This is a genomic window from Myxococcus sp. MH1 (assembly GCF_059738865.1).
In genome coordinates, this window is record NZ_AP026947.1 from 8,917,151 (window position 1) to 8,936,109 (window position 18,959).

At 71.8% G+C, this 18,959-nt stretch carries 16 protein-coding genes; 7 read left to right on the top strand and 9 right to left on the bottom strand.

The features are described from left to right. Positions 1-17: 17 nt before the first annotated feature. Complete coding sequence (locus AC6JA9_RS35160; RefSeq protein WP_497958452.1) at positions 18-3,713, top strand: serine/threonine-protein kinase; 3,696 nt, start codon at positions 18-20, stop codon at positions 3,711-3,713. Positions 3,714-3,726: 13 nt separating this feature from the next. Here AC6JA9_RS35160 and AC6JA9_RS35165 read toward each other — a convergent pair whose 3' ends face one another. The 4 genes from AC6JA9_RS35165 to AC6JA9_RS35180 all read right to left on the bottom strand — a co-directional run bounded on the left by AC6JA9_RS35165 (position 3,727) and on the right by AC6JA9_RS35180 (position 7,627). Then, positions 3,727-4,086 carry a hypothetical protein gene (locus AC6JA9_RS35165; protein WP_223751397.1) on the bottom strand — a complete coding sequence of 120 codons (360 nt, stop codon included), beginning with the start codon at positions 4,084-4,086 and terminating at the stop codon, positions 3,727-3,729. 174 nt (positions 4,087-4,260) lie between these two features. Beyond that, positions 4,261-5,880: a sigma 54-interacting transcriptional regulator gene (locus AC6JA9_RS35170; protein WP_408889257.1), complete on the bottom strand. Its 1,620-nt coding sequence runs from the start codon at positions 5,878-5,880 to the stop codon at positions 4,261-4,263. Between the two features lie 220 nt (positions 5,881-6,100). Then, the gene (gene infC / locus AC6JA9_RS35175; RefSeq protein WP_223751407.1) at positions 6,101-6,850 is read right to left on the bottom strand and encodes a translation initiation factor IF-3; all 750 of its coding nucleotides are present in this window, start codon (positions 6,848-6,850) and stop codon (positions 6,101-6,103) included. 219 nt (positions 6,851-7,069) lie between these two features. After that, complete coding sequence (locus tag AC6JA9_RS35180) at positions 7,070-7,627, bottom strand: GNAT family N-acetyltransferase (protein WP_223751395.1); 558 nt, start codon at positions 7,625-7,627, stop codon at positions 7,070-7,072. 119 nt (positions 7,628-7,746) lie between these two features. Between AC6JA9_RS35180 and AC6JA9_RS35185 the strand changes: the two genes are divergently transcribed. Both AC6JA9_RS35185 and AC6JA9_RS35190 read left to right on the top strand, forming a co-directional pair. Beyond that, positions 7,747-8,910, top strand: coding sequence for an NAD(P)H-dependent flavin oxidoreductase (locus AC6JA9_RS35185; protein WP_497958453.1), 1,164 nt, complete (start codon positions 7,747-7,749; stop codon positions 8,908-8,910). Between the two features lie 140 nt (positions 8,911-9,050). Further along, positions 9,051-10,823, top strand: a complete 1,773-nt coding sequence (locus AC6JA9_RS35190; protein WP_497958454.1) for a DUF6311 domain-containing protein — start codon at positions 9,051-9,053, stop codon at positions 10,821-10,823. Positions 10,824-10,827: 4 nt separating this feature from the next. Here the strand turns inward: AC6JA9_RS35190 and AC6JA9_RS35195 are convergent, their stop codons facing one another. After that, the gene (locus AC6JA9_RS35195) at positions 10,828-11,724 is read right to left on the bottom strand and encodes a bestrophin family protein (RefSeq protein WP_497958455.1); all 897 of its coding nucleotides are present in this window, start codon (positions 11,722-11,724) and stop codon (positions 10,828-10,830) included. A 73-nt stretch (positions 11,725-11,797) separates the two neighbouring features. Beyond that, positions 11,798-12,847: a serine hydrolase domain-containing protein gene (locus AC6JA9_RS35200; protein WP_483578672.1), complete on the bottom strand. Its 1,050-nt coding sequence runs from the start codon at positions 12,845-12,847 to the stop codon at positions 11,798-11,800. A 99-nt stretch (positions 12,848-12,946) separates the two neighbouring features. On the opposite strand from AC6JA9_RS35200, the gene AC6JA9_RS35205 reads away from it, so the two are divergent. After that, a complete protein-coding gene (locus tag AC6JA9_RS35205; RefSeq protein WP_223781534.1) occupies positions 12,947-13,528 on the top strand; it encodes a hypothetical protein in 582 nt (193 codons plus the stop codon). Between the two features lie 61 nt (positions 13,529-13,589). Here AC6JA9_RS35205 and AC6JA9_RS35210 read toward each other — a convergent pair whose 3' ends face one another. Then, positions 13,590-14,012 (bottom strand): FixH family protein, encoded by a 423-nt coding sequence (locus tag AC6JA9_RS35210; protein WP_223751389.1) that lies wholly within the window; start codon positions 14,010-14,012, stop codon positions 13,590-13,592. A 166-nt stretch (positions 14,013-14,178) separates the two neighbouring features. On the opposite strand from AC6JA9_RS35210, the gene AC6JA9_RS35215 reads away from it, so the two are divergent. Together AC6JA9_RS35215 and AC6JA9_RS35220 are read left to right on the top strand one after the other, a co-directional pair. Next, positions 14,179-14,808, top strand: a complete 630-nt coding sequence (locus AC6JA9_RS35215; protein WP_497958456.1) for a hypothetical protein — start codon at positions 14,179-14,181, stop codon at positions 14,806-14,808. Positions 14,809-14,819: 11 nt separating this feature from the next. Continuing rightward, on the top strand, positions 14,820-15,467 hold the full coding sequence (locus AC6JA9_RS35220) for an SCO family protein (protein ID WP_223751387.1): 648 nt from the start codon (positions 14,820-14,822) through the stop codon (positions 15,465-15,467). A 27-nt stretch (positions 15,468-15,494) separates the two neighbouring features. On the opposite strand, the gene AC6JA9_RS35225 is transcribed toward AC6JA9_RS35220, so the two are convergent. Further along, on the bottom strand, positions 15,495-16,430 hold the full coding sequence (locus AC6JA9_RS35225; protein WP_408889248.1) for a LysR family transcriptional regulator: 936 nt from the start codon (positions 16,428-16,430) through the stop codon (positions 15,495-15,497). 180 nt (positions 16,431-16,610) lie between these two features. On the opposite strand from AC6JA9_RS35225, the gene AC6JA9_RS35230 reads away from it, so the two are divergent. After that, complete coding sequence (locus AC6JA9_RS35230) at positions 16,611-16,871, top strand: hypothetical protein (RefSeq protein ID WP_223751385.1); 261 nt, start codon at positions 16,611-16,613, stop codon at positions 16,869-16,871. Positions 16,872-17,117: 246 nt separating this feature from the next. Here AC6JA9_RS35230 and AC6JA9_RS35235 read toward each other — a convergent pair whose 3' ends face one another. Next, positions 17,118-18,845, bottom strand: coding sequence for a right-handed parallel beta-helix repeat-containing protein (locus tag AC6JA9_RS35235; RefSeq protein ID WP_223751384.1), 1,728 nt, complete (start codon positions 18,843-18,845; stop codon positions 17,118-17,120). Between the last annotated feature and the right edge of the window lie 114 nt (positions 18,846-18,959).

An 18,959-nucleotide genomic window follows, 5' to 3' on the forward strand; every position in this document is an offset into this window, starting at 1 on the left:
TCGTCGCGCAACCCCGTATGCTGGGGGCCGTGGACAAGGCGGGGAAGACGCAGGAGAGGTACGAGGAGGAGCTGCTCCTCGCGCTGGACTACGGGCTCGTCTCCGCCCAGGAGGCGACCGCCCTGCGCGAGGAGGCGCTCGGCCTGGGCAGAAGCCCGCTGGAGCTGCTGCGCGCTCGCGGCGGGGTGAGCGAGCACACGCTGAGCACCCTGCGCGAGGAGCTGGGCCCCCCGTTGGAGGACACGGCCAGTGGGGGCGCCCCGCTGGAGGCCACCACGCTGGACCCGCGCACGCCCCCGGTGGCGCCCCCCGTCGCCGCCCTGGAGGATGACGCGAGCGAGGCCCCCGTCTTCCCGGTGCCGGACTGGAACCGCTACCAGCCGGTGCGCTTCCTGGGTCAGGGAGGCATGGGGCAGGTGTTCCTGGCGTATGACCCGCTGTTGCGCCGCAACGTCGCGCTCAAGTTCGTGAAGGGCGGAGACCCGGAGCTGGCCAGGCGCTTCCTGTCGGAGGCGCGGGCCCAGGCCCGGGTGCGCCACGAGCGGGTGTGCGAGGTGTACGAGGTCGGCGAGGTGCAGGGGCGCGGCTACATCGCCATGCGCTACGTGGACGGCCAGCCGCTCGGGCAGCTCGCCGCCACGCTCACGCCGGAGCAGAAGGTGCTCGTGCTGCGGCAGGCCGCCGAGGGCGTGCACGCCGCCCACCGCGCGGGCCTGGTGCACCGGGACATCAAGCCCGGCAACATCCTGGTGGAGCGCACCGAGGACGGGGGTTACGCGCCCTTCGTCATGGACTTCGGCCTGGCGCGCGACTGGCGCGAGGAGGCGGGCCAGAGCGGCGTGGTGATGGGCACGCCGCACTACATGGCCCCCGAGCAGGCCCGCGGGGATACGTCCCGGCTGGACCGGCGCGTGGACGTCTACGGGCTGGGCGCCACGCTGTACGTGCTGCTCACCGGCCAGACGCCCTTCGCGGGGAGCGGACAGGACGTCATCACCCGCCTGCAGACGCAGGAGCCGCTGCCGCCGCGCGCGGTGGACCGGGACATCCCCGAGGACCTGGAGGCGGTGGTCCTCAAGTGCCTGGAGAAGGAGCGCTCGGCCCGGTACGACTCGGCGCGCGCGCTGGCGGACGACCTGGAGCGCTTCCTGGGCGGGGAGCCGGTGCAGGCGCGGCGGGGCGTGGGCTACCGGCTGCGCAAGAAGGCGCGCAAGCACCGCGTGGCCTTGAGCCTGGTGGTGGCGGCGCTGACGGTGGTGGCGCTGGCGCTGGGGCAGGCGGTGGTGGCGCGCAAGGAGGTGGCCGAGCGCGAGCGGCTCACGCGCAGCTTCACCGAGCGGGTGGAGCGCATCGAGGCGGCCGCGCGCTACTCCTTCCTGTCGCGCCTGCACGACACGCGCGAGGACCAGCAGGCCCTGCGCGCCAGCATGGACGCGCTGGAGGTCGAGGTGCGCGAGGCGGGCGAGCACGCGGTGGGCCCCGGGCACTACGCGCTGGGCCGCGCGCTCCTGGCCCTGGGCGACGTGGAGGGCGCCCGGGCGCGGCTGGAGTCGGCGTGGCGCCACGGCTACCGCGAGCCCCGCGCGGCCTGGGCGCTGGCGCTGGTGCTGGGAGACCAGTACCGGGAGAAGCTGCTGTTGGACGTCGAGCGGAGGAGCCAGGAGCAGCGCGAGGCGCGCCGGCGCGAGCTGGAGCAGCGCTACCGCGACCCGGCGCTGGCCTACCTGCGCCAGGCCGAGGGGCCGGACGTGCCCGCGCCGCCCTTGTACGTGAAGGCCCTGTTCGCCTTCCATGAAGGCCGTCACGAGGAGGCCCTGGCGCACCTGGACGCCATGGGCAACACCTGGCCCTGGTTCTACGAGGCGCCCCTGTTGCGCGGCGACGTGCACCTGGCCCGCGCCACCGCGCGCTGGCACCAGGGCGACAGCGCGGGCTCCCAGGCGGACCTGGAGGCGGGGCGGCGCGCGTATGCCCAGGCCATCTCCACCGCGGAGAGCCAGCCGGACACGCACTACGCCCTGGGGCGCCTGGAGCTGGCGGCGCTCGTGATGGAGCTGTACGGCTCCGGCGAGGTGCAGCCCCCGTACGAGCGGGGCCTCGCCGCCCTGGGACGCGCGCTCCAGGCCGCGCCCGGACACCACCGCTCGCTCATCGTGCTGTCGCGGCTGCACCGCCGGCTGGGAGAGCAGCACGCCAACCAGAACGCGACGGACGTGGAGGCGCTCTTCGGCAAGGCCATCGACGCGGCCAGGGCCGCGCTGAAGCTCGCGCCCCCCGCCGAGCGCGTCACGCTGGACCTGGCCATCATCCACCGGCTGTGGGCGCGCCACCTGCAGCGGCTCTCCCAGGACCCGCGCGAGCAGCTGGGCCACTCCATCGAGGCCTTCGAGCAGCTGGGGCCCGAGGAGCGCGACTACGCCTTCCACGCCAACCTGGGCGTGACGCATCAGGTGTGGGCCGACTACGAGAGCGGGCTCGGGCTGGACTCGCTGGAGCACCAGGGCAAGGCCATCGACGCCTACCTGGCCGCCATCCGCCTGCGCGACACCCAGGCCGACGCGTGGATCAACCTGGGCAACGCCTACCGCGCGAGGGCGGGCCTCACCCGGGCGCCGGACGCGCAGGGGGACCTCACCCGCGCGCTGGAGGCCATCCAGCGCGCGCTCGCCCTCAACCCGCGCAACGTCATCGCCTGCTACCAGGGCGCGGACGTGTCCGAGCAGCTGGCGCGCTGGCGCCAGGAGCACGGCCAGGACCCGAGGCCCGACCTGGAGCGGGCGCTCGCGCTCTACCGTCAGGGCCGCGACATCAACCCCAAGCTGCCCCAGCTCGCCAACGGCCTGGGCGCGGCCCTGCTGTGGTGGGCCGAGCAGCGCTGGGAGGAGGGCGAGGACGTGGAGGCGCTCCTGACGGAGGCGCGCGAGGCCTTCGAGCAGGCGCGCGAGGCGGCCCCCCAGCAGAGCTACGCCTACAACAACCTGGGCGAGGTGGAGGCGGTGCGCGCGGGCTTCCTCCTGGCGCGCGGGCAGGACCCGTCCTTCGGCCTGAAGACGGCGGAGGCCGCCTACCGCAAGACGCTGGAGATGATGCCCGGCGACGCGGACATCTGGACCAACCTGGCCCGCGTGCACGTGCTCGCGGCCACGCACGCGCTGCAGGAGCGGCGCGACGTGGCGCCCCGGCTCACCCGCGCGCAGGAGGCGCTGGACCGCGCCCGGCAGCTCAACCCGCGCCTGGGCTACGCGTGGCGCTACCAGGGCGCCCTCCTCGACGTGCACGCGCGCGAGCGGGTGCGCCTGGGCACCGCGAAGGAGGAGGACTTCCGACGGACCGAGGACGCGCTCGCCCAGGCGGTGGAGCTGTCCCCCCGGCGCCAGGAGTACGTGCTGGCGTCGAGCGAGCTGGCGCTGGCCTGGGGGCGCTGGAAGTCGCGCCAGGGCGGGAACGCAACCGGGAAGCTGACGCGCGCCCTGGAGGGCGTCGAGCGAATCCTCGCCGCCCGGCCGAAGTGGGCCCGGGCACGGCTGCTGCGCGCCGGGCTCCTGTGGGCGCTGGCGGAGGGCACCGCCGTCCCGGAGCAGCGTCAGGCGTGGACGGCGCGCGCCCGCGAGGACGCGGAGCAGGCGCTGGCGAGCAACCCGCACCTGGCCTCGACGTGGAAGGCGCGGCTGGCACCGGACCTGGAGCTCTCCGTCCGGCCCGCCGCGCCCTGAGACCCACGCCCGATTACTTCTTCGGGTCCTCGGGCGGGTCCGTCGTCACGTCCAGGCCGCCCTTCTTCGTCTCCGCGTTGGAGCCGATGAAGCTCGCGGCCTGGGACGGCGGGGGCGCGGGAACCACGACGTCGAACGGGTAGAGGCGCTTGAGGCACGTCTGCGTCACCTGCTGGTCGCTCTCCTGCGCCAGCGGATTGGACGTGTCCAGGGTGAAGGAGCCCGGCCCCGAGAGGCAGGTGGTCCCGTCCTTGAAGACCACCAGGGCGGAGGAGATGCCTTGCAGCTTGAACTCCACCTCCTCGCCGTGCTTCACGATGTTCGAAGGGCTGTAGATGATGTCGTCGGACGTGATGGTGACGGTGACAGTCATGGGCCGTGACTCCTTCCGGGTTGGAACCGCAGATGCGCGGTGTGGGTTGCAGGCACCGTACCAGAGGCGACCGACGTGTCCGACCCTCGGAGCGGGTGCTTCACCCGCGCACGGCGCGCGCACGCGGACACGTCAACGACGTGTCACCCCCGGGGACTGACGTGTCCGGCGCGCTCACGCGTCCGACAGGCCCAGCTCGCGCACGCGGCGCTGGAGCGCGCGGCGGGAGACCTCCAGCCGCTGCACCATCTTGTCCAGGTCTCCCGCGCACTCCTGGAAGCAGCGGGTGATCTCCTCCGGGCTCAAGTCCCGCGCGGTGCGGATGAGCGAGCTCTTGTCGATGAGCACGTAGACAGACGGACGGGGGATGCCGAGGAAGTCCGCGGTGGCCTTGAGGTCCCACGAGCACGCGCGCAGCGCCTCGAGCAGCTCGTCCTCCCCCACCTCCGAGGGCTTGCGGCGCGAGGACTTCGCCTCCCCCGCCGGCTCGGGGACACCCGCGCCGGCCGGGGCCAGCACCCGCCCGGGCACCGGCAGCGACTCGGCGTCCAGCGTCTGCTCCAGCCGCGAGTCCACGCGCAGGCCGGGCAGGCCGCGGCTGCCGATGACGAGCTGCCGGGTGATGTTGCGCAATTGCCGCACGTTGCCGGGCCACGCGTAGCGCAAGAGCCGCACCGCGACGGACGCGGGCAGCCAGGGCGCCGCGCGCGGGTCCGTGGGCGACAGCCGCCAGCCCTCGCCCGTCGTCTCCAGCTCCTGCCGGGCGAAGTGGAGGAACAGCGGGCCGATGTCCTCGCGCCGCTCGCGCAGGGCAGGCACGCGCAGCTCGAAGCCCGCCAGCCGGTGGAGCAGCGGCGCCTTGAACAGGCGCTCCTCGATGCGCGCCTCCAGGTTGGAGTCCGTGGCGGCCACCAGCCGCACGTCCACCGGCACCGGCGTGTGCCCGCCCACCGGGTACACCTCGCCCGTCTCCAGCACGCGCAGGAGCGCGGCCTGCACCTCGGCGGGCGCCTCGCCCACCTCGTCCAGGAACAGCGTGCCGCCATGCGCCGCGCGGAAGAAGCCGTCCCGGTCGCGGCTGGCGCCCGTGTACGCGCCGCGCTGCGCGCCGAACAGCTCCGCGGCCACCAGCTCCTTGGAGAGCGCGCCCAGGTTCACGCTGACGAACGGCCCCGAGCGGCGCGGCCCCTGCTCGTGGATGGCGCGCGCCACCAGCTCCTTGCCCGTGCCCGTCTCGCCGCGGATGAGCACCGGCACCGCCAGGTCCGCCACCCGCAGGATGTCGTCGCGAAGCTGCTGGATGGACTGGCTCTGCCCCACCAGCCCCAAATCCCGGTGGACCGACGGGGCGGCCGTGGACGCCAGGTGCAGCAGCAGCACCACGCGCTCGGCGAGCACCAGCGGCACCCCGGCCACCAGCTCCTCCTGGGTGAACTCCCGGCCCCCGGCCACCGACTCGCCGGCCACGCACACCTGGGTGCCATCCTCCGGCACCCGCAGGCGCAGCCCCCCCTGAGCCGCGGGCTCGAAGAGCACCGGCGTCCGGCTGAGGAAGGGGTCTCCCAACGGCAGCGCCAGCAGCCCCCCGGGCCGCGAGAAGTCCGGGGCGTTGCGCGACAAGGCCGCCGTCCGGCCCACGCTGGCGAGCACCTCCAAGAGGAGCTGCTCTCCGATGCGCTGGGGGTGGGGATGAGACACGACAGTCAGCGCTGGCACACTCCGCGGGGCCGTCGCGGGTGGGCCTTTCGTCTGCACGGCGGTCGTCGACATGTCGGCGGCGAGCTTCTGCTGCATGGGGCTGAGTTCGGTTTACAGGCGCTTCCAACCTATCAGCCTACACCGGCTCGACAGGGGTTGTTCGCCTGGACCGCTTTCACCGGACAACCCTGCGCCTGTCCGCCTCATGCCTCCCGCCGCGCCACCTCATTCCAGGGAGACTGGAAGAGGACCGGCGCGGCCCGGGAGCGTCTCCCCTACGCGGTGGAGGTCATCCACCGCGTGCGGGGCGTCTTCTTCAGGGGGTGGTGCCCGCCGGGGTGGACGCGGGTGCGGACGCGTTCTCCTCGGTGGTGGTGCTGGTGCTCGCCGCGGCGGGCGCGGCGGGCGTCTCGGCGGCGGGCTTCTCGGCGGAAGGCTTCTCCGCGGCGGCCTTCTCGCCGGGCGGCGGGCCGCGCTTGGCCTCGGCCGCGGCGGCGCGGACCTGCTCGCGGGCGCGCTGGGCCACCTTCGGGTTGGGCGCCAGAATCATGAACATCAAGCGCCCTTCCATCCGCGGCGGCTGCTCCACCACGGCGACATCCTTCAGGTCCTTCGCCACGTCGTCGAGGATGGCGGTGCCCTGCTCCTTGTGCGTGATTTCACGCCCGCGGAACTGGATGACGACCTTCGCCTTGTCGCCCTCTTCGATGAAGCGGCGCGTGTTGCGGACCTTGAAGTCGTAGTCGTGGTCCTCCGTCTTCGGACGGAGCTTCACTTCCTTCAGGTGGACCACGACCTGGGCGCGCTTGGCTTCCGAGGCCTTCTTCTTCTCCTCGTACTTGAACTTGCCGTAGTCCATGATCTTGCAGACTGGCGGCGAAGCCATCGGGCTGATCTCGACGAGGTCCAGCCCCTCGGAGCGCGACTTCTCGAGCGCGGCCTCGAGCGGCATGACGCCGAGCTGCTCGCCGCCCGAGCCGATGACGCGGACTTCGCGGGCGCGGATGCGGCGGTTGGTCCTCTGGTCGCGGCTCTGGCCGCGGCTGCTTCTCTGATCACGAAGAATGTTGCGCTCCTTCGAAGGGGTGTAGGACCTGCTACCCAAGGGTGTGGCAGGTCGCGAAGTTACGGCATGGCTCGGGTGAACCGAACCTCGAATCTAATCGCTCCCTTGCCCGGTGAGAAAGGGAGCTGGCGGGGTGAACACGCCCCCGGGGCGAGGACTAGCCCACCGGCGGACATAACACCAGGGCCCCCGTCGTGCCCTGGAATCCCACGCGTGGGGTCAGCCAATGGACGGAGCCGCGCGGCGGGCCCGCCACTCCTCGCGGGTCTGCCCCCACAGCTCCACCGTGGCGGCCTCGAAGGGGGCGGGGAGTCTGCCGGGCCCCCTCAGGCGCGAGCCCAGCCGGAGCGCCACCTGCTGGGAGGGGGCGTTCTCCGGGGCGATGGAGTGGATGATGTCCGTCCAGCCCAGGTGGTCCACCGCCCAGTCCATGGCGGCGCTGGCGGCCTCGGTGGCGTAGCCACGGCCCCACGTCTCCTTCAGCAGGGACCAGCCGACCTCGGTGCCGGGCCAGCCCTCCGGGCACCAGGGCCCCACCCGGCCAATCCACCGGCCCGTGGAGCGCTCCAGGACGGAGAACATGGAGAAGCCCTGGAGGGCCCAGCCTCCGGCCATCCCGCACATGCCGCGCCAGACGACGGAGCGCGGCTGCACCCCGCCGATGTGCCGCGCCGAGTCCGGGTCGGACATCAGGGCGACGAAGCCCTCGAAGTCCTCGAGCGCCGTGGGGCGCAGGATGAGGCGCGCGGTTTCAATCCTCGGTCCGGGTGCTTGCATGGTGTCCCTCGCGAAGAGCCAAGGCGCGGGAGGGTGGCACCCGCCCCCCACCGGGGCAAGCGCCGTGGCGGCCTGCTCCCACAAGGCGGGCTTCTTCGCGCCTTTATTGGAAAGGGGGCATGGCGGGCCGTCTACCCGGACAGGGCGGGGGCGCCTCGCTACGACAGGGCACCTGGAACGACGACGAGGGCTTTTCCATGTGGACCGACACGCGCGTGGCACGGAAGCTGGGGACCCGGCTCCCCCTGGTGCAGGGGCCGTTTGGCGGAGGGATGTCCTCGACGCGGCTGGCGGCGGCCGTGTCCGAGGCGGGGGGGCTCGGCTCGTTCGGTGCCCATCACCTGAGCGCCGAGAACATCGAGGCCACCGTCCGCGAGCTGCGGGGGCTCACCTCGCGCCCGTTCGCCATCAACCTGTGGGTGCCGCTGGAGGGTGAGAAGGCGCTGCGCCCGACGCCCGCGGAGTTCCAGGCGGCCGTCGACCGGCTGAAGCCCTGGTACGACGAGCTGGGGCTGGCGCAGCCCACGTACCCGAGCGCGTTCTCCCAGGACTACGAGGCGCAGGTGGAGGCGGTGCTCGCGCTCAAGCCGCCGGTGTTCAGCTTCATCTTCGGCATCCCCTCGGCGCGGGTGCTGGAGGCGTGCCGGGCGGCGGGCATCCTCACGGCGGGCACGGCGACGAACGTGGACGAGGGGCTGGCGCTGGAGGCCGCGGGGGTGGACCTCATCGTCGCCTCGGGCAGTGAGGCGGGAGGCCACCGGGCCTCGTTCCTCCGGCCGGCGGAGGAGTCCCCGGCGACGACGGCGCTGGTGCCCCAGCTGGCGGACCGGGTGAAGACGCCGCTCATCGCCTCGGGTGGCATCGCGGATGGGCGCACGGTGGCCACGGCGCTGGCGCTGGGGGCCGAGGGCGTGCAGGTGGGCACGGCCTTCCTCGCGTGCGAGGAGTCCAACGCGAGCGACGTCTACCGGCAGGCGCTGCGCCAGGAGTCCGCTCGGGGCACGGTGCTCACGCGCGTGTTCTCCGGACGCTACGCGCGCGGCATCAAGAACCGCTTCCTGCGGGAGATGACGCCGCACGAGCGGGAGGTGCCGCCCTACCCCATCCAGAACTGGCTCACCCAGCCGCTGCGCCAGGCGGCGGCCCGGCAAGGACGCGAGGACCTGCTGTCGCTGTGGGCGGGACAGAACGCGCCCCTCATCCGGCACACGCGCGCGGCGGCGCTGGTCGACTTCCTCGAGAAGGACACCACGCGTGTGCTGGGACGGCTCGCGGGACTGTAGAGGCCGGGCGCTCACGCCTCCGTCACCCGCGCCGGACGACGGGCCGTCAAGCCTCGTCACGACGACAGCGCCCGAGGTGGAGCGCTCCGCTGCCCGCCCCGCCTTGACGGGGCGGGAAGTCCCGTGCTCAAGCACCGCCCATGTCGGACGCGAGTGACTCCAGCACCGCCCTGTCCCCCGCCGCCCCTGCGTCCCCGTCCCCGGAGACGTCGCGCCGACCCCCCTTCGTCCGGTGGTGCGACGAGCAGCAGGGACCACTCCTGGCAGCGCTCGCGGGGCTGCTCACGTTCCTGGCGACCCTCGGCGCCGGAGCGCTCCAGCCTGGGAAAATCGGCTGGCTCATCCGCGACGACTTCAGCCAGCACCTGATGGGGTGGCTCTACTTCCGGCAGGCCCCGCTGGGCTTCCCGCTGGGGTCGACCCCCCATTACATCCATCCGCTGGGGACCTCACTCGGGTACACGGACTCGATACCCTGGGTGGGCCTGCTGCTGCGGCCCCTCTCCCCGCTGCTGCCCACGACCTTCCAGTACGTCGGCCCGTGGCTGTGCCTGTGTCTCATGCTGCAGGGCGCGGCCGCGGCCTGGGTCGCCCAGCGCCTGGGCGCCTCCAAGCAACAGCAGGCGTGTGTCGGCGCGCTGCTGGTGCTGTCCCCCACGCTGCTGTCGCGGATGGCCCTGTCGCACGTCGCGCTCTGCACCCACTGGCCCCTGGTCCTGCTCGTGGGGTTGCACCTCATCCCCCAGCCAGACGCGCGCGCGGCACGCCAGGCCCTCTGGCTCGCGCTGGCGCTCTGCGTGTTCACCGCGGGCATCCACCCCGTCATCGCGGTGATGACGCTGCCGCTCGCCATCTCCCTCTGCGTGCGCACCGCGCTGGAGCGACAGCTGCCCGTGAAGGTGCCGCTGCTCGCGGCCGTGGCGTGTGTCGCGGCCATGCTGGGGCTCTTCTTCGTGTTCGGCTACCTGGGCACCCGAACTCCCGTGGGCGCGGGCGGCTTCGGTGAGTTCTCCGCGGACCTCAACACGCTCTTCAACCCGCACGGCCACCACTACAACTGGTCGCGCCTGCTGCCCTTGTTGCCTCGGCTCGGGGGACAGTACGAGGGGTTCGGCTACCTCGGCGCCGGAGGGCTGCTCGGGGCCCTGCTCGCGGCCGTCCTGCTCGCGCGCCAGCCCACGCCGCACCTCGCGCTGTGGCGACGCTGGCTCCCCGTGAGCGTCTTGTCCGTGGGGCTCGCCTTCTTCGCCCTGTCCTCGCGGGTGACCTTCCTGGGCAAGGACGTCGCCGACCTGTCCGCGCTCTATCGGCCCGTGCTGCCGTGGGTCGAGGCGTTCCGCTCCTCGGGGCGCTTCATCTGGCCGCTCTACTACCTGGTGCTCCTGGGCGGAGCGCTGGTCCTCGCCAGGAGGCTGAGCCCCGCGCGCGCCACCCTGCTCGCGGGCCTGCTGCTCGGCCTCCAGGTGATGGACCTCAACCTGGGCGACGGGCGACAGGCGAACCAGGGCGCGGGCCGCTGGGGCACGCCCCCCTCTCCCGAGCTCACCGCGGCGTCGAAGGGACGCGAGCACCTGGTCCTCTACCCACCGCAGATGCATGACAGCTCCGGCCGTGGCTGCCGCGCGGGCCCCATGGACTACCACCGCTGGGCCTACCGCGCGTACCTGCTGGGCCTCACCTTCAACAGCGGCTACGTGACACGGCTCGACGACGCTCGCGCCCAGGAGTACTGCCTGGGACTGGACGCGGACATCGCGGCGGGCCGGTTGGACTCGCGCACCGTCTACCTGTCCATCCCCGCGCGCGTGGCCCAGCTCCAGCAAATCCCGGGCACACGCTGCACGCCCGAGGATGGCCTCTGGCTGTGTGTCCGCGACATGCCCTCGGACGCGGCGCCCGTGACGGGCCGCTGAGGGCTCACGTCGTCGGGGGCGGCTGCGTCGGCTGCGGCTGCGCGGGGATGATGGCCGTCAGGTTGGCGTAGATGGTGGAGCAGATGAGGTCCAGCGGCAGGTCGTTGTCGTCGTGGCCGAAGGGGTCCTCGATCTCGACGCCAATCTCCTCGATGCCGAAGAACACGTACGCGACGCAGAACGTGGCCAGCACCGTCAGCCCGCCCAGCGCGTCCAGCAAGGCGAAGGGCAGCGTGTAGCAATACACGAGCAGCGCGCGGCGCAGGTGCATGACGTACGCGAAGGGGATGGGCGTCTTGCGGATGCGCTCACAGCCGCCGAGGTAGTCGAGGAGGAGCTGGACGTTCTGGTCCAGCTGCATCTGCACGTACTCGGAATAGCGTCCCTCGCGGCGGCCGGCGTCGAGCAGCGAGCTCAGCTTGCGTGTCACCGCGAAGGGCACGTGCTGGGCGCCCATCACCTGGGCCACCTCGTCCGCGGGCAGCTCCTGCGCCAGCGGGCCCAGCGACGCCTTGCCTCGCAGCGACGACGCGGAGGCGAAGGGGAAGGCCGCGGTCCACCTCAGAATCGCGGTGTAGAGGGTGGGCTGGGACTGGAGGAAGACGCCCGAGGCGCGCGCCAGGTTGCGCGTCTCGTTGACGATGCCGCCCCAGAGCTTCCGGCCCTCCCAGAAGCGGTCGTAGGAGGAGTTGGTGCGGAAGACGAGCAGGAGGCTCAGCGAGATTCCGGCCAGGGTGTGCACCGTGGCGGGGATGGCCACCGAGCGGACGTGGGTGTGGAAGAGGGCGACGCCCAGGGACCACAGGACGCAGACCATGACTCGGGCCACGATTTCGCGGACCATCGAGCCCTTGAGGTAGTGGAAGTAACTCCACCAACGATGCGGGTCGTACTCAACCATGGTGTCGGTGGGCGTAACCTGCCACGCCCTCGTCATGAGGCCGCAACCTTTTTCGGAAGGGGTGTCGCGCCAACTACTCCGGCGGCTGTGCGATGAGGCGGGAGAGGAGCGCGAACCCCGGCCCCTCCAGGGGCACGCGCCCCCGGAGTGCGGCGAACAGCGACCACCCGTGGTCCGCCAGCAGCACCACGCCCGTATCCGCCGTGGGCGCCAGGCCGATGAAGCCCACATAGCCCCCCATGACCGACGAGCACCACGCCACGGTGTGGCCCCTCACCTGGGAGAGCGACCAGCCCAGCCCCATGCGCACCTTGCCCGCTTCCGCGCGGGGAACCCAGGTCATCGAGAGCGCACGCGCCAGGCCCGCGTCCTCGCGGCCGAGGCACGCGTCGAGAAACTTCAGCAGGTCGAGCGTCGTGGAGTGGAGCGCGCCGGCGCCGGGGAGCGCGGGGAAGGTCCATCCGGGCACGGGGCGGCCTCGCGCGGTGTGGCCCGGCAGGAGCCTGGGCGCCAGCTCCTCCGTCACGCGCGTCGAGGTGTCGTTCATCTTCAGCGGCTTGAAGAGCCAGTCGCGGAGCGCGTGCCCGTAGTTGACGCCCGCGCGGCGTGAGAGCGCATGTCCCAGCACGCCCATGCCGAGCAGGGACTCGGAGAAGGGGCGCGGGGGTGGAGAGGTCGGGTGGTAGCCGCGCAGGAAGTCGCCGAAGCGCTGGGCGGAGTAGTGACCGAACGGGTCCTCCGGTCGCGACTCGGGCGCGTCCAGGTTGGGCGGCAGGTGGGGCATCCCGGCGGTGTGGGTGGCCAGTTGCTCCAGGGTGATGCGCCCCGCGTCGGCGTCGGGAAGCAGCGCGCGGGGAATCACCTCGCCGAGCGTCATGTCCAGCCGCGCCTGGCCCTTGTCCACGAGCAGGGCGAGCAGCGCGCCGGTGAAGACCTGCGTGAGGCCGCCCAGGCCGAAGACCGCCTCGTAGGCGGGAGCGTTGCCCTGCTTCCGGTAGGTCTGGACATGCCACTCACCGCGCCAGGTGACGCCGGCGCACAGCGATGCCGAGCGGTAGCTCCGCACATAGCGGCGGGTCTCCTCCTCGATGAAGTCGACGGCGATGGACGGGGGTGGGGTCACCAGGCTCCTCTACACCAAGGCCGCGGGGGTCCGCAGCGTCACTTCCCGGTTGCCCGGACGTGCGCGCCTGTCCATCGTGGGCGGCAAAGGAGATGGAGAATGCTCGCAGGTCTCGCGGCGGATGGAACGTATGCGGCAGGGGCTCGCCACACGATGGACATGAGCGCCGAGGACGCTTGGAGGAACTGGGCCGAGGGCTCGGGCCTGGGGCGGTGGCTCTCCTCGCCGCGCGCGGCGTTGAAGGAGGGTGAGCGGACGACGCTGAAGGATGGGACGGAGGTCCTGGCGGTCCGGGTGCGTGCGCCGGCCCTGCTGCGCATCCGCCTGACGCGCGCGGACTGGCCGCGACCGAGGACCGCGCAGCTCCGCGTCCTCCCGGCCGCGCGAGGGCACACCGTCGCGTTGCACATGGAAGGGCTCCCCGACGCGGCGTCGCGCGCCGAGTACATCCAACAGTGGAAGAAGGCGCTGAGCGGCCTGGAGACGACGCCCGCGAAGAAGTCGGCGGCGAAGAAGACTGGCGCCAAGGCGGCCTCGAAGCAGAAGACAGGCGTCAGGAAGGCCCCGGCGAAGAAGGCCAGCGCGCGCAAAGTGGCGTCGAAGAAGACCGGCACCAAGGCGACCTCGAAACAGAAGGCAGGCGCCAGGAAGACCCCGGCGAAGAAGAAGGCGAGCACCTGAGCCGCTTCCCTCGCGGACGTCTCAGTCCTCGCCCGACCCGGGCACGGTCCTCACGCGCACCTCATCTGCCCAGCTTGAGCGTCACGCTCGCGGTGTCCTGCTCCCGCCCCGCGAGCGTGAAGCGCAGCTCCCACGTCCCCGGCATGAACAGGTCGAGCTCCGACACCTCGAACACGCCATCCGAGCGCGACGTGACGCGCGGGGCCTCATCGATGCCATGTCCCATGGACGGCATCCACGGCTGCACGCGCAACTCCAGTCCCTGAGCGAGCTTCCCGTTCGCCGCATCCGAGACGCGAACGGTGAAGCGCTGTGGCCCGCGTTTGAGCGGCGTCGCCGTGGACAGCACCTTCACGTGCCACCGTCCCGAGGCACTCTGCGTCATCCCCACCACGGACTCCGCGGTGCTCGCCTCGGCCTGCGCGCGCGGCGTCGCGAACGCCGGCGCTCCCGACAACATCATCCACACGACCCATGTCCTCACGTCGACGCTCCATGGACGCGTGTCTTCATCACGCCCCACGGTGACTGTAGCCAGACAAATCCTCCGTCCCCTTGCGACATGTTGCCGCAACCAGGCATGCGTCCCGCGCCCTGCGACAATTCACCGCGTTCGCCACGACAGAGCTTGAGTCAATGTCGTCAGCACGATGTCCGCGCCCGCTCATCCGCCGACGCATCGTCGCCCGTCCTCGGCGATGCTCTGGTTCCTCACGCTGCTGGAGTGGCTGGGCATCCTCCTCTTCGTGCTGACGTGCGCCGCGCTCGTCGGCGTCATCGGGAAGACGCTGCACGAAGGACGTCCAGCGACGACCCATCCCACGGTCCTCCCCGACTACGGCCCCCTGCCCGCCTTCTCACTGAGCGACGACGCGGGCCGCCCGCTCGAGAACAAACACCTCCGAGGCCGCGTCACCCTGCTCCACTTCCTCTCCGAGTCCGAACTCCAGCCCGCTGGCCTGCTCGCGGTGCACACGAGCCTGGAGGCCTCCGGGCTCGGCGTGGACGTCCTCCTCGTCACACGGGACGAACCACCCGTCCCCATCCCCAGTCCCCTGCCCCGCGGCTGGCGCAGGCTGTGGCGGGGAGACGCCCTGGAGCAGGCGATGCGCGCGGTGACGCGGGGACATCCCGCCGAGGACGCCACGTCACTGCTGCTCCTGGTCGACCCCCTGGGCTCCGTGCGCGGCATCTACACGAACGCCCTCACCCACCCCGAAACCGCTCGTCAGGTGGAAGAGGACGCTCGATGCCTCGACACCTGCGGGCTCCAGCACTGAGCACCCCGCCCATGAACACCAGGCCCCGCCGTCGCCTCCTCCCCGTGCTCGCCATTGGTGCGAGCCTCAGCCTGCTCGTCGTGGGCGCGTGGCCCTGGCTCCAATCACGGACCCTCGAGGCGAAAGCCCGAAGCCTTCCCGACTTCGGTCCCCTGCCCCACTTCGAGCTGCGGGACCAGGAGGCCCGCGCCTTCACCCAGGCCCAGCTGGAGCGCCGCGTCGTCGTCGCGGACTTCTTCTTCACCCGCTGCCCCACCGTCTGCCCCCTGCTCACCGAGCGCATGGCCCGGCTCCAGCGACGCGCCCGCGAGCAGGACGTCCCGGTGCACTTCGTGTCCTTCAGCGTGGACCCACGCTACGACACGCCCGAACGGCTCGCTGCCTACGCCCGGGACCACGCCCTCGACACCGCCAACTGGAGCCTCGTCACGGGCCCCCTGGAACAGGTGGAGACCACCGTCCTGAAGGGCTTCCGCGTCATGATGGGCCGTGCCGAGGAAGCCGACGAGGACGACTTCCTCTCCCTCTTCCACGGCGAGCACTTCGTCCTCGTGGACGCCGCGGGCCGGCTCCGCGGCTACTACCGCGTGACGGAGGACCCCCAGGGGCTGGAGCAGCTCCTGGAGGACGCCTCCGCCCTCGCCCACGCCGCGCGCTGACGGACCGCTACGCCTCACGCCACCCGCTCACCGTCCCGAGGCCGCCTGACGGACCTCACCGCGCGCGCGGAACGGCGCGAACAGCTCCACCGCCCAGTCCACGAAGGCGCGCAGCTTGGCGTTCATGTGCCGGTTCTGCGGATACACGATGAAGACCGGGAACGGCTCGCATCGCCACTCGGGCATCAGCCGCACCAGCGCGCCGCTCGCCAGATGCGGGCGCACGACGAACTCCGGCAGCTGCGTCACGCCCAGCCCCGCAAGCACCGCCGTCAGATGCGCCGTGCTCTCGTTCACCGCCACGCTGGCGCGCCCCAGCACCTCCAGCCGCTCCTCGCCCTGGAGGAACGACAACGGAATCACCCGCCCCGTCCGCGTGGAGAAGTAGCTCACGATGTCGTGGCCATCCTGCAAGTCGGTGGGCTGCGCCGGAGTGCCCCTTCGCTTCAGGTAGCCCGGCGTGGCGCAGGACACGAACTCCAGCTCACCGATGCGCCGACCGACCAGGGCCGGGTCCGGCAACACGCCGCCGCGAATCACGCAGTCCACGCCATCCCCCACCAGGTCCACCGAGCGGTCCCCCACCCCCAGCTCCAGCTGGATGTCCGGGAACTTCTCCCGGAACGACGGCAGCGCGGGGATGAGCAGGAAGTTGGACACCGACGAGCCCGCATCCACCCGCAGACGTCCCCGGGGCCGGGTCCGCGCGCTCGACACGTCCGCCTCGATGTCCTCCAGGTCCGCCAGCAGCCGGGACGTCCGCGCGTAGTAGGCCGCGCCCTCCGGCGTCACCGTCACCCGCCGCGTGGTGCGCTGGAGCAGCTTCACTTGAAGGTGCGCCTCCAACCCCTGCACCAGCTTCGTCACGGAGGGCTTGGGCATCTTCAAGGTGTCCGCGGCCCGGGTGAAGGTGCCGGCCTCGACCACCCGGGCGAACACCCGCATCGCGGTGAGCTGGTCCATGACGTCGTCCTCGAAGTGTCCAGGGAGGGAGTCCCGGGGACCCCATGATTCTTACCCGAATGAAAACATCCGTGTCCCCAGCCATCGCCTGTCGACAAGGCTGGAACAGCCGCCACCCTGAAACCCATGTCACCGGATGATGTTAGTCTTTGGGCTTCCCTTCACGAAAAGGCGGTCCCCATGAAGACGTGGCTCGCGGTGACGTTGGGCGCAGTGGTCGGACTCGCGGCGGCGGTGGTTCCTCCGGCGGCCGTCGCGGGCGCCTCGGAGCAGGAGCACGAGCAGAAGGACCCCTCGGCCTATCCCGGCCCGTGCTTCCTGGAGCTCATCTGCGAGAACGGCTCGGTGCTCCGGTGCAACGGCACCTGGGAGTGCGACTACGGGAGCAACTGGATTCGCTGCGACGGCGCCGCCTGGGGCTGTGACGGCTCCAGCACCTGACCCACCGGAGTGCTCCCGGGAGCCCGTGGCGGCGCCCGGGAGCACCCCTCCCGCGACTGACGGGCGACGCGCTCGAGCCGGAACGGCGTCCCCGACTCGCTCATGGTGAAGCAGCCCGAGCCGTTCGGCGCGTACTCGAGGGCCTCGCCCTGACCCTCCACCGTGTCCGTGAGGGCAACGGGGTGGCCGCGAAGGCCGTCTCGAAGGCCGCGCCCGGAGACACCGTCTGGAAGGCTCACGGCCTGCTCACGGCGCGACGTCGAGGAGCCCCACGCCCTTCGTGTGCCACTCGGTGCCGGGGGCGGTGCGCAGGTCATCGGCGGGGGGCGGCAGCAGCTCCCAGAGGGCGGCGTTCTGGGGCGGCACCTTGTTGGTGTTCTGCGCGCGCGCCCGGTAGAGCTGGCCGTCGTGCATCACCAGCGCGCCCGCGGCGTACGTCACCTCCGGTGAGTTGGGGGCACGGATGGCGCGGTCCGTCCACATCTCCAGCGCGCGCGTCGCGGTCCCCGCCGGCAGGCCGGTGTTCACGAAGGTGAGCGCGGGGACGGCGCCGTTCACGTTGCCGGTGGCCGTCACGGTGCCCACGGTGCCGGTGCCGCCCGTGAGCCCCGCGATGAGCCGGCGACCGCCCTCCCAGCGGTTGTCCTTGAAGGTGATGGGCGAGGTGACGGTGTTCGCCTTGCTGAGCACCACGCCCGGGTCCGAGGAGGTCGGATAGACGCTCTGGTAGCCGAACTCCAGCCCGCGGAAGGCGTTGCGCTCCCAGAGGAACCTCGAGCCCGTCCCCACGGTGCCACCGAACCAGATGCCCAAAGACAGCGTGTCCGCGAAGTAGTTGTCGGTGAAGTCCACGTCGAGCGGCCCGTCGCCCGACTCGGGCTGGGCGAAGAAGTTGAGCAGCGCGCCCGCGCCTCCCACGAAGACGTTGTGGTGGAAGCGGATGCGGCCCGAGCGCACCGTGGCCTGGGAGTTGTTGTCCTGGTACTGCTGGAAGACGGCGCGCCAGTCGATGGCCCCGAAGGCGAAGACGTTGTGGTGCACCTCCGCCCCGTCGCCCAGGCTCTGGACCTGGAGCGCCTCGCTGCCGGTGCGCACCAGCCGGTTGTTGTAGACCTTGAGGTTCGTGGCGAGCGGCGTGGGCGCGCCCTGCGTGGAGCCGAAGTAGATGGCCTCGCTCGCGGTGTCGTGGATGTAGAGGTCGTGCAGCTTGATGTCGTTGAGCGGCGGCGCCACGCCCCCGCTCGCCGCGCGGTTGATGCGCACGCCGGCGAAGCCCGAGCGGGTGATTTCCAGGTACTCCAGCTCGAAGCTGTGCGCGTCCCCGATGCCCACACCCATGTGGCCTTCACTCAGGAAGATGCCATCGCTCAGGATGCCGTAGCGGTTGCGCGACGTGGCGTACTGGCCGCAGCGGTGGCCCGGGAAGTCCGCGTGGCCGGTGCCCGAGTCCGGGTCATACCGGCCGGTGAGCACCCAGTTCGAGCCGCCGCCCATGGACCAGATGTAGCCCTGCGTGCTGCCCGCCTTGGGACGGATGACCACCTGGCCGCCCTTGTTGGTGATGACCAGCGGCCGGCTCGCCGGGCGCTGCGGCAGGTTGCCCAGGTTGATGAGCGTGTAGTTGCCCGCGGGGATGTAGAGCCGGTCCAGCGTGCTCCAGTCCACGTCGGGGTAACGCGTCTGCACGTTGGGGATGTACATCTCCCCGTTGGTGGCGTTGGGCCCCGGCAGCGTGAGGGTGTTGCCCGGCGGGCCGAAGCGGCCGAACGGCTCGCACGCGGCCTCGGTGACGCCGCCACCATCCGGGTTGCCCGCACCGCCGTCCGCGGGAGGGTTGCCACCGTCCGGCGTCAGCCCACCATCCGCCGTCCCCGCGTCCCCCAGCGAGTCGGGGCCCTCATCGGGCGGGTCCTCCGAGGAGCAGGCCGACGTGAGGCAGACGACGAGACACAGCGCCCAGAGACTCCGAATCATGAGGTGGCTCCTGAGGGGAAAGGAGGCCACCAGCCTAGCCCGACTCCACGCGGAGTCCGCGCGACCTGCACGCGGACCCGCGGGTCAGTTCTTGTCACACAGTGACATCTTCAA

Bases quoted from the DNA above. Each gene is read 5' to 3' on its own strand.
- AC6JA9_RS35160 (WP_497958452.1), top strand. From the start codon at position 18: ATGCTGGGGGCCGTGGACAAGGCGGGGAAGACGCAGGAGAGGTACGAG.
- AC6JA9_RS35165 (WP_223751397.1), bottom strand. From the start codon at position 4,086: ATGACTGTCACCGTCACCATCACGTCCGACGACATCATCTACAGCCCT.
- AC6JA9_RS35170 (WP_408889257.1), bottom strand. From the start codon at position 5,880: ATGCAGCAGAAGCTCGCCGCCGACATGTCGACGACCGCCGTGCAGACG.
- AC6JA9_RS35180 (WP_223751395.1), bottom strand. From the start codon at position 7,627: ATGCAAGCACCCGGACCGAGGATTGAAACCGCGCGCCTCATCCTGCGC.
- AC6JA9_RS35185 (WP_497958453.1), top strand. From the start codon at position 7,747: ATGGCGGGCCGTCTACCCGGACAGGGCGGGGGCGCCTCGCTACGACAG.
- AC6JA9_RS35190 (WP_497958454.1), top strand. From the start codon at position 9,051: ATGTCGGACGCGAGTGACTCCAGCACCGCCCTGTCCCCCGCCGCCCCT.
- AC6JA9_RS35195 (WP_497958455.1), bottom strand. From the start codon at position 11,724: ATGGTTGAGTACGACCCGCATCGTTGGTGGAGTTACTTCCACTACCTC.
- AC6JA9_RS35205 (WP_223781534.1), top strand. From the start codon at position 12,947: ATGCTCGCAGGTCTCGCGGCGGATGGAACGTATGCGGCAGGGGCTCGC.
- AC6JA9_RS35215 (WP_497958456.1), top strand. From the start codon at position 14,179: ATGTCCGCGCCCGCTCATCCGCCGACGCATCGTCGCCCGTCCTCGGCG.
- AC6JA9_RS35220 (WP_223751387.1), top strand. From the start codon at position 14,820: ATGAACACCAGGCCCCGCCGTCGCCTCCTCCCCGTGCTCGCCATTGGT.
- AC6JA9_RS35225 (WP_408889248.1), bottom strand. From the start codon at position 16,430: ATGGACCAGCTCACCGCGATGCGGGTGTTCGCCCGGGTGGTCGAGGCC.
- AC6JA9_RS35230 (WP_223751385.1), top strand. From the start codon at position 16,611: ATGAAGACGTGGCTCGCGGTGACGTTGGGCGCAGTGGTCGGACTCGCG.
- AC6JA9_RS35235 (WP_223751384.1), bottom strand. From the start codon at position 18,845: ATGATTCGGAGTCTCTGGGCGCTGTGTCTCGTCGTCTGCCTCACGTCG.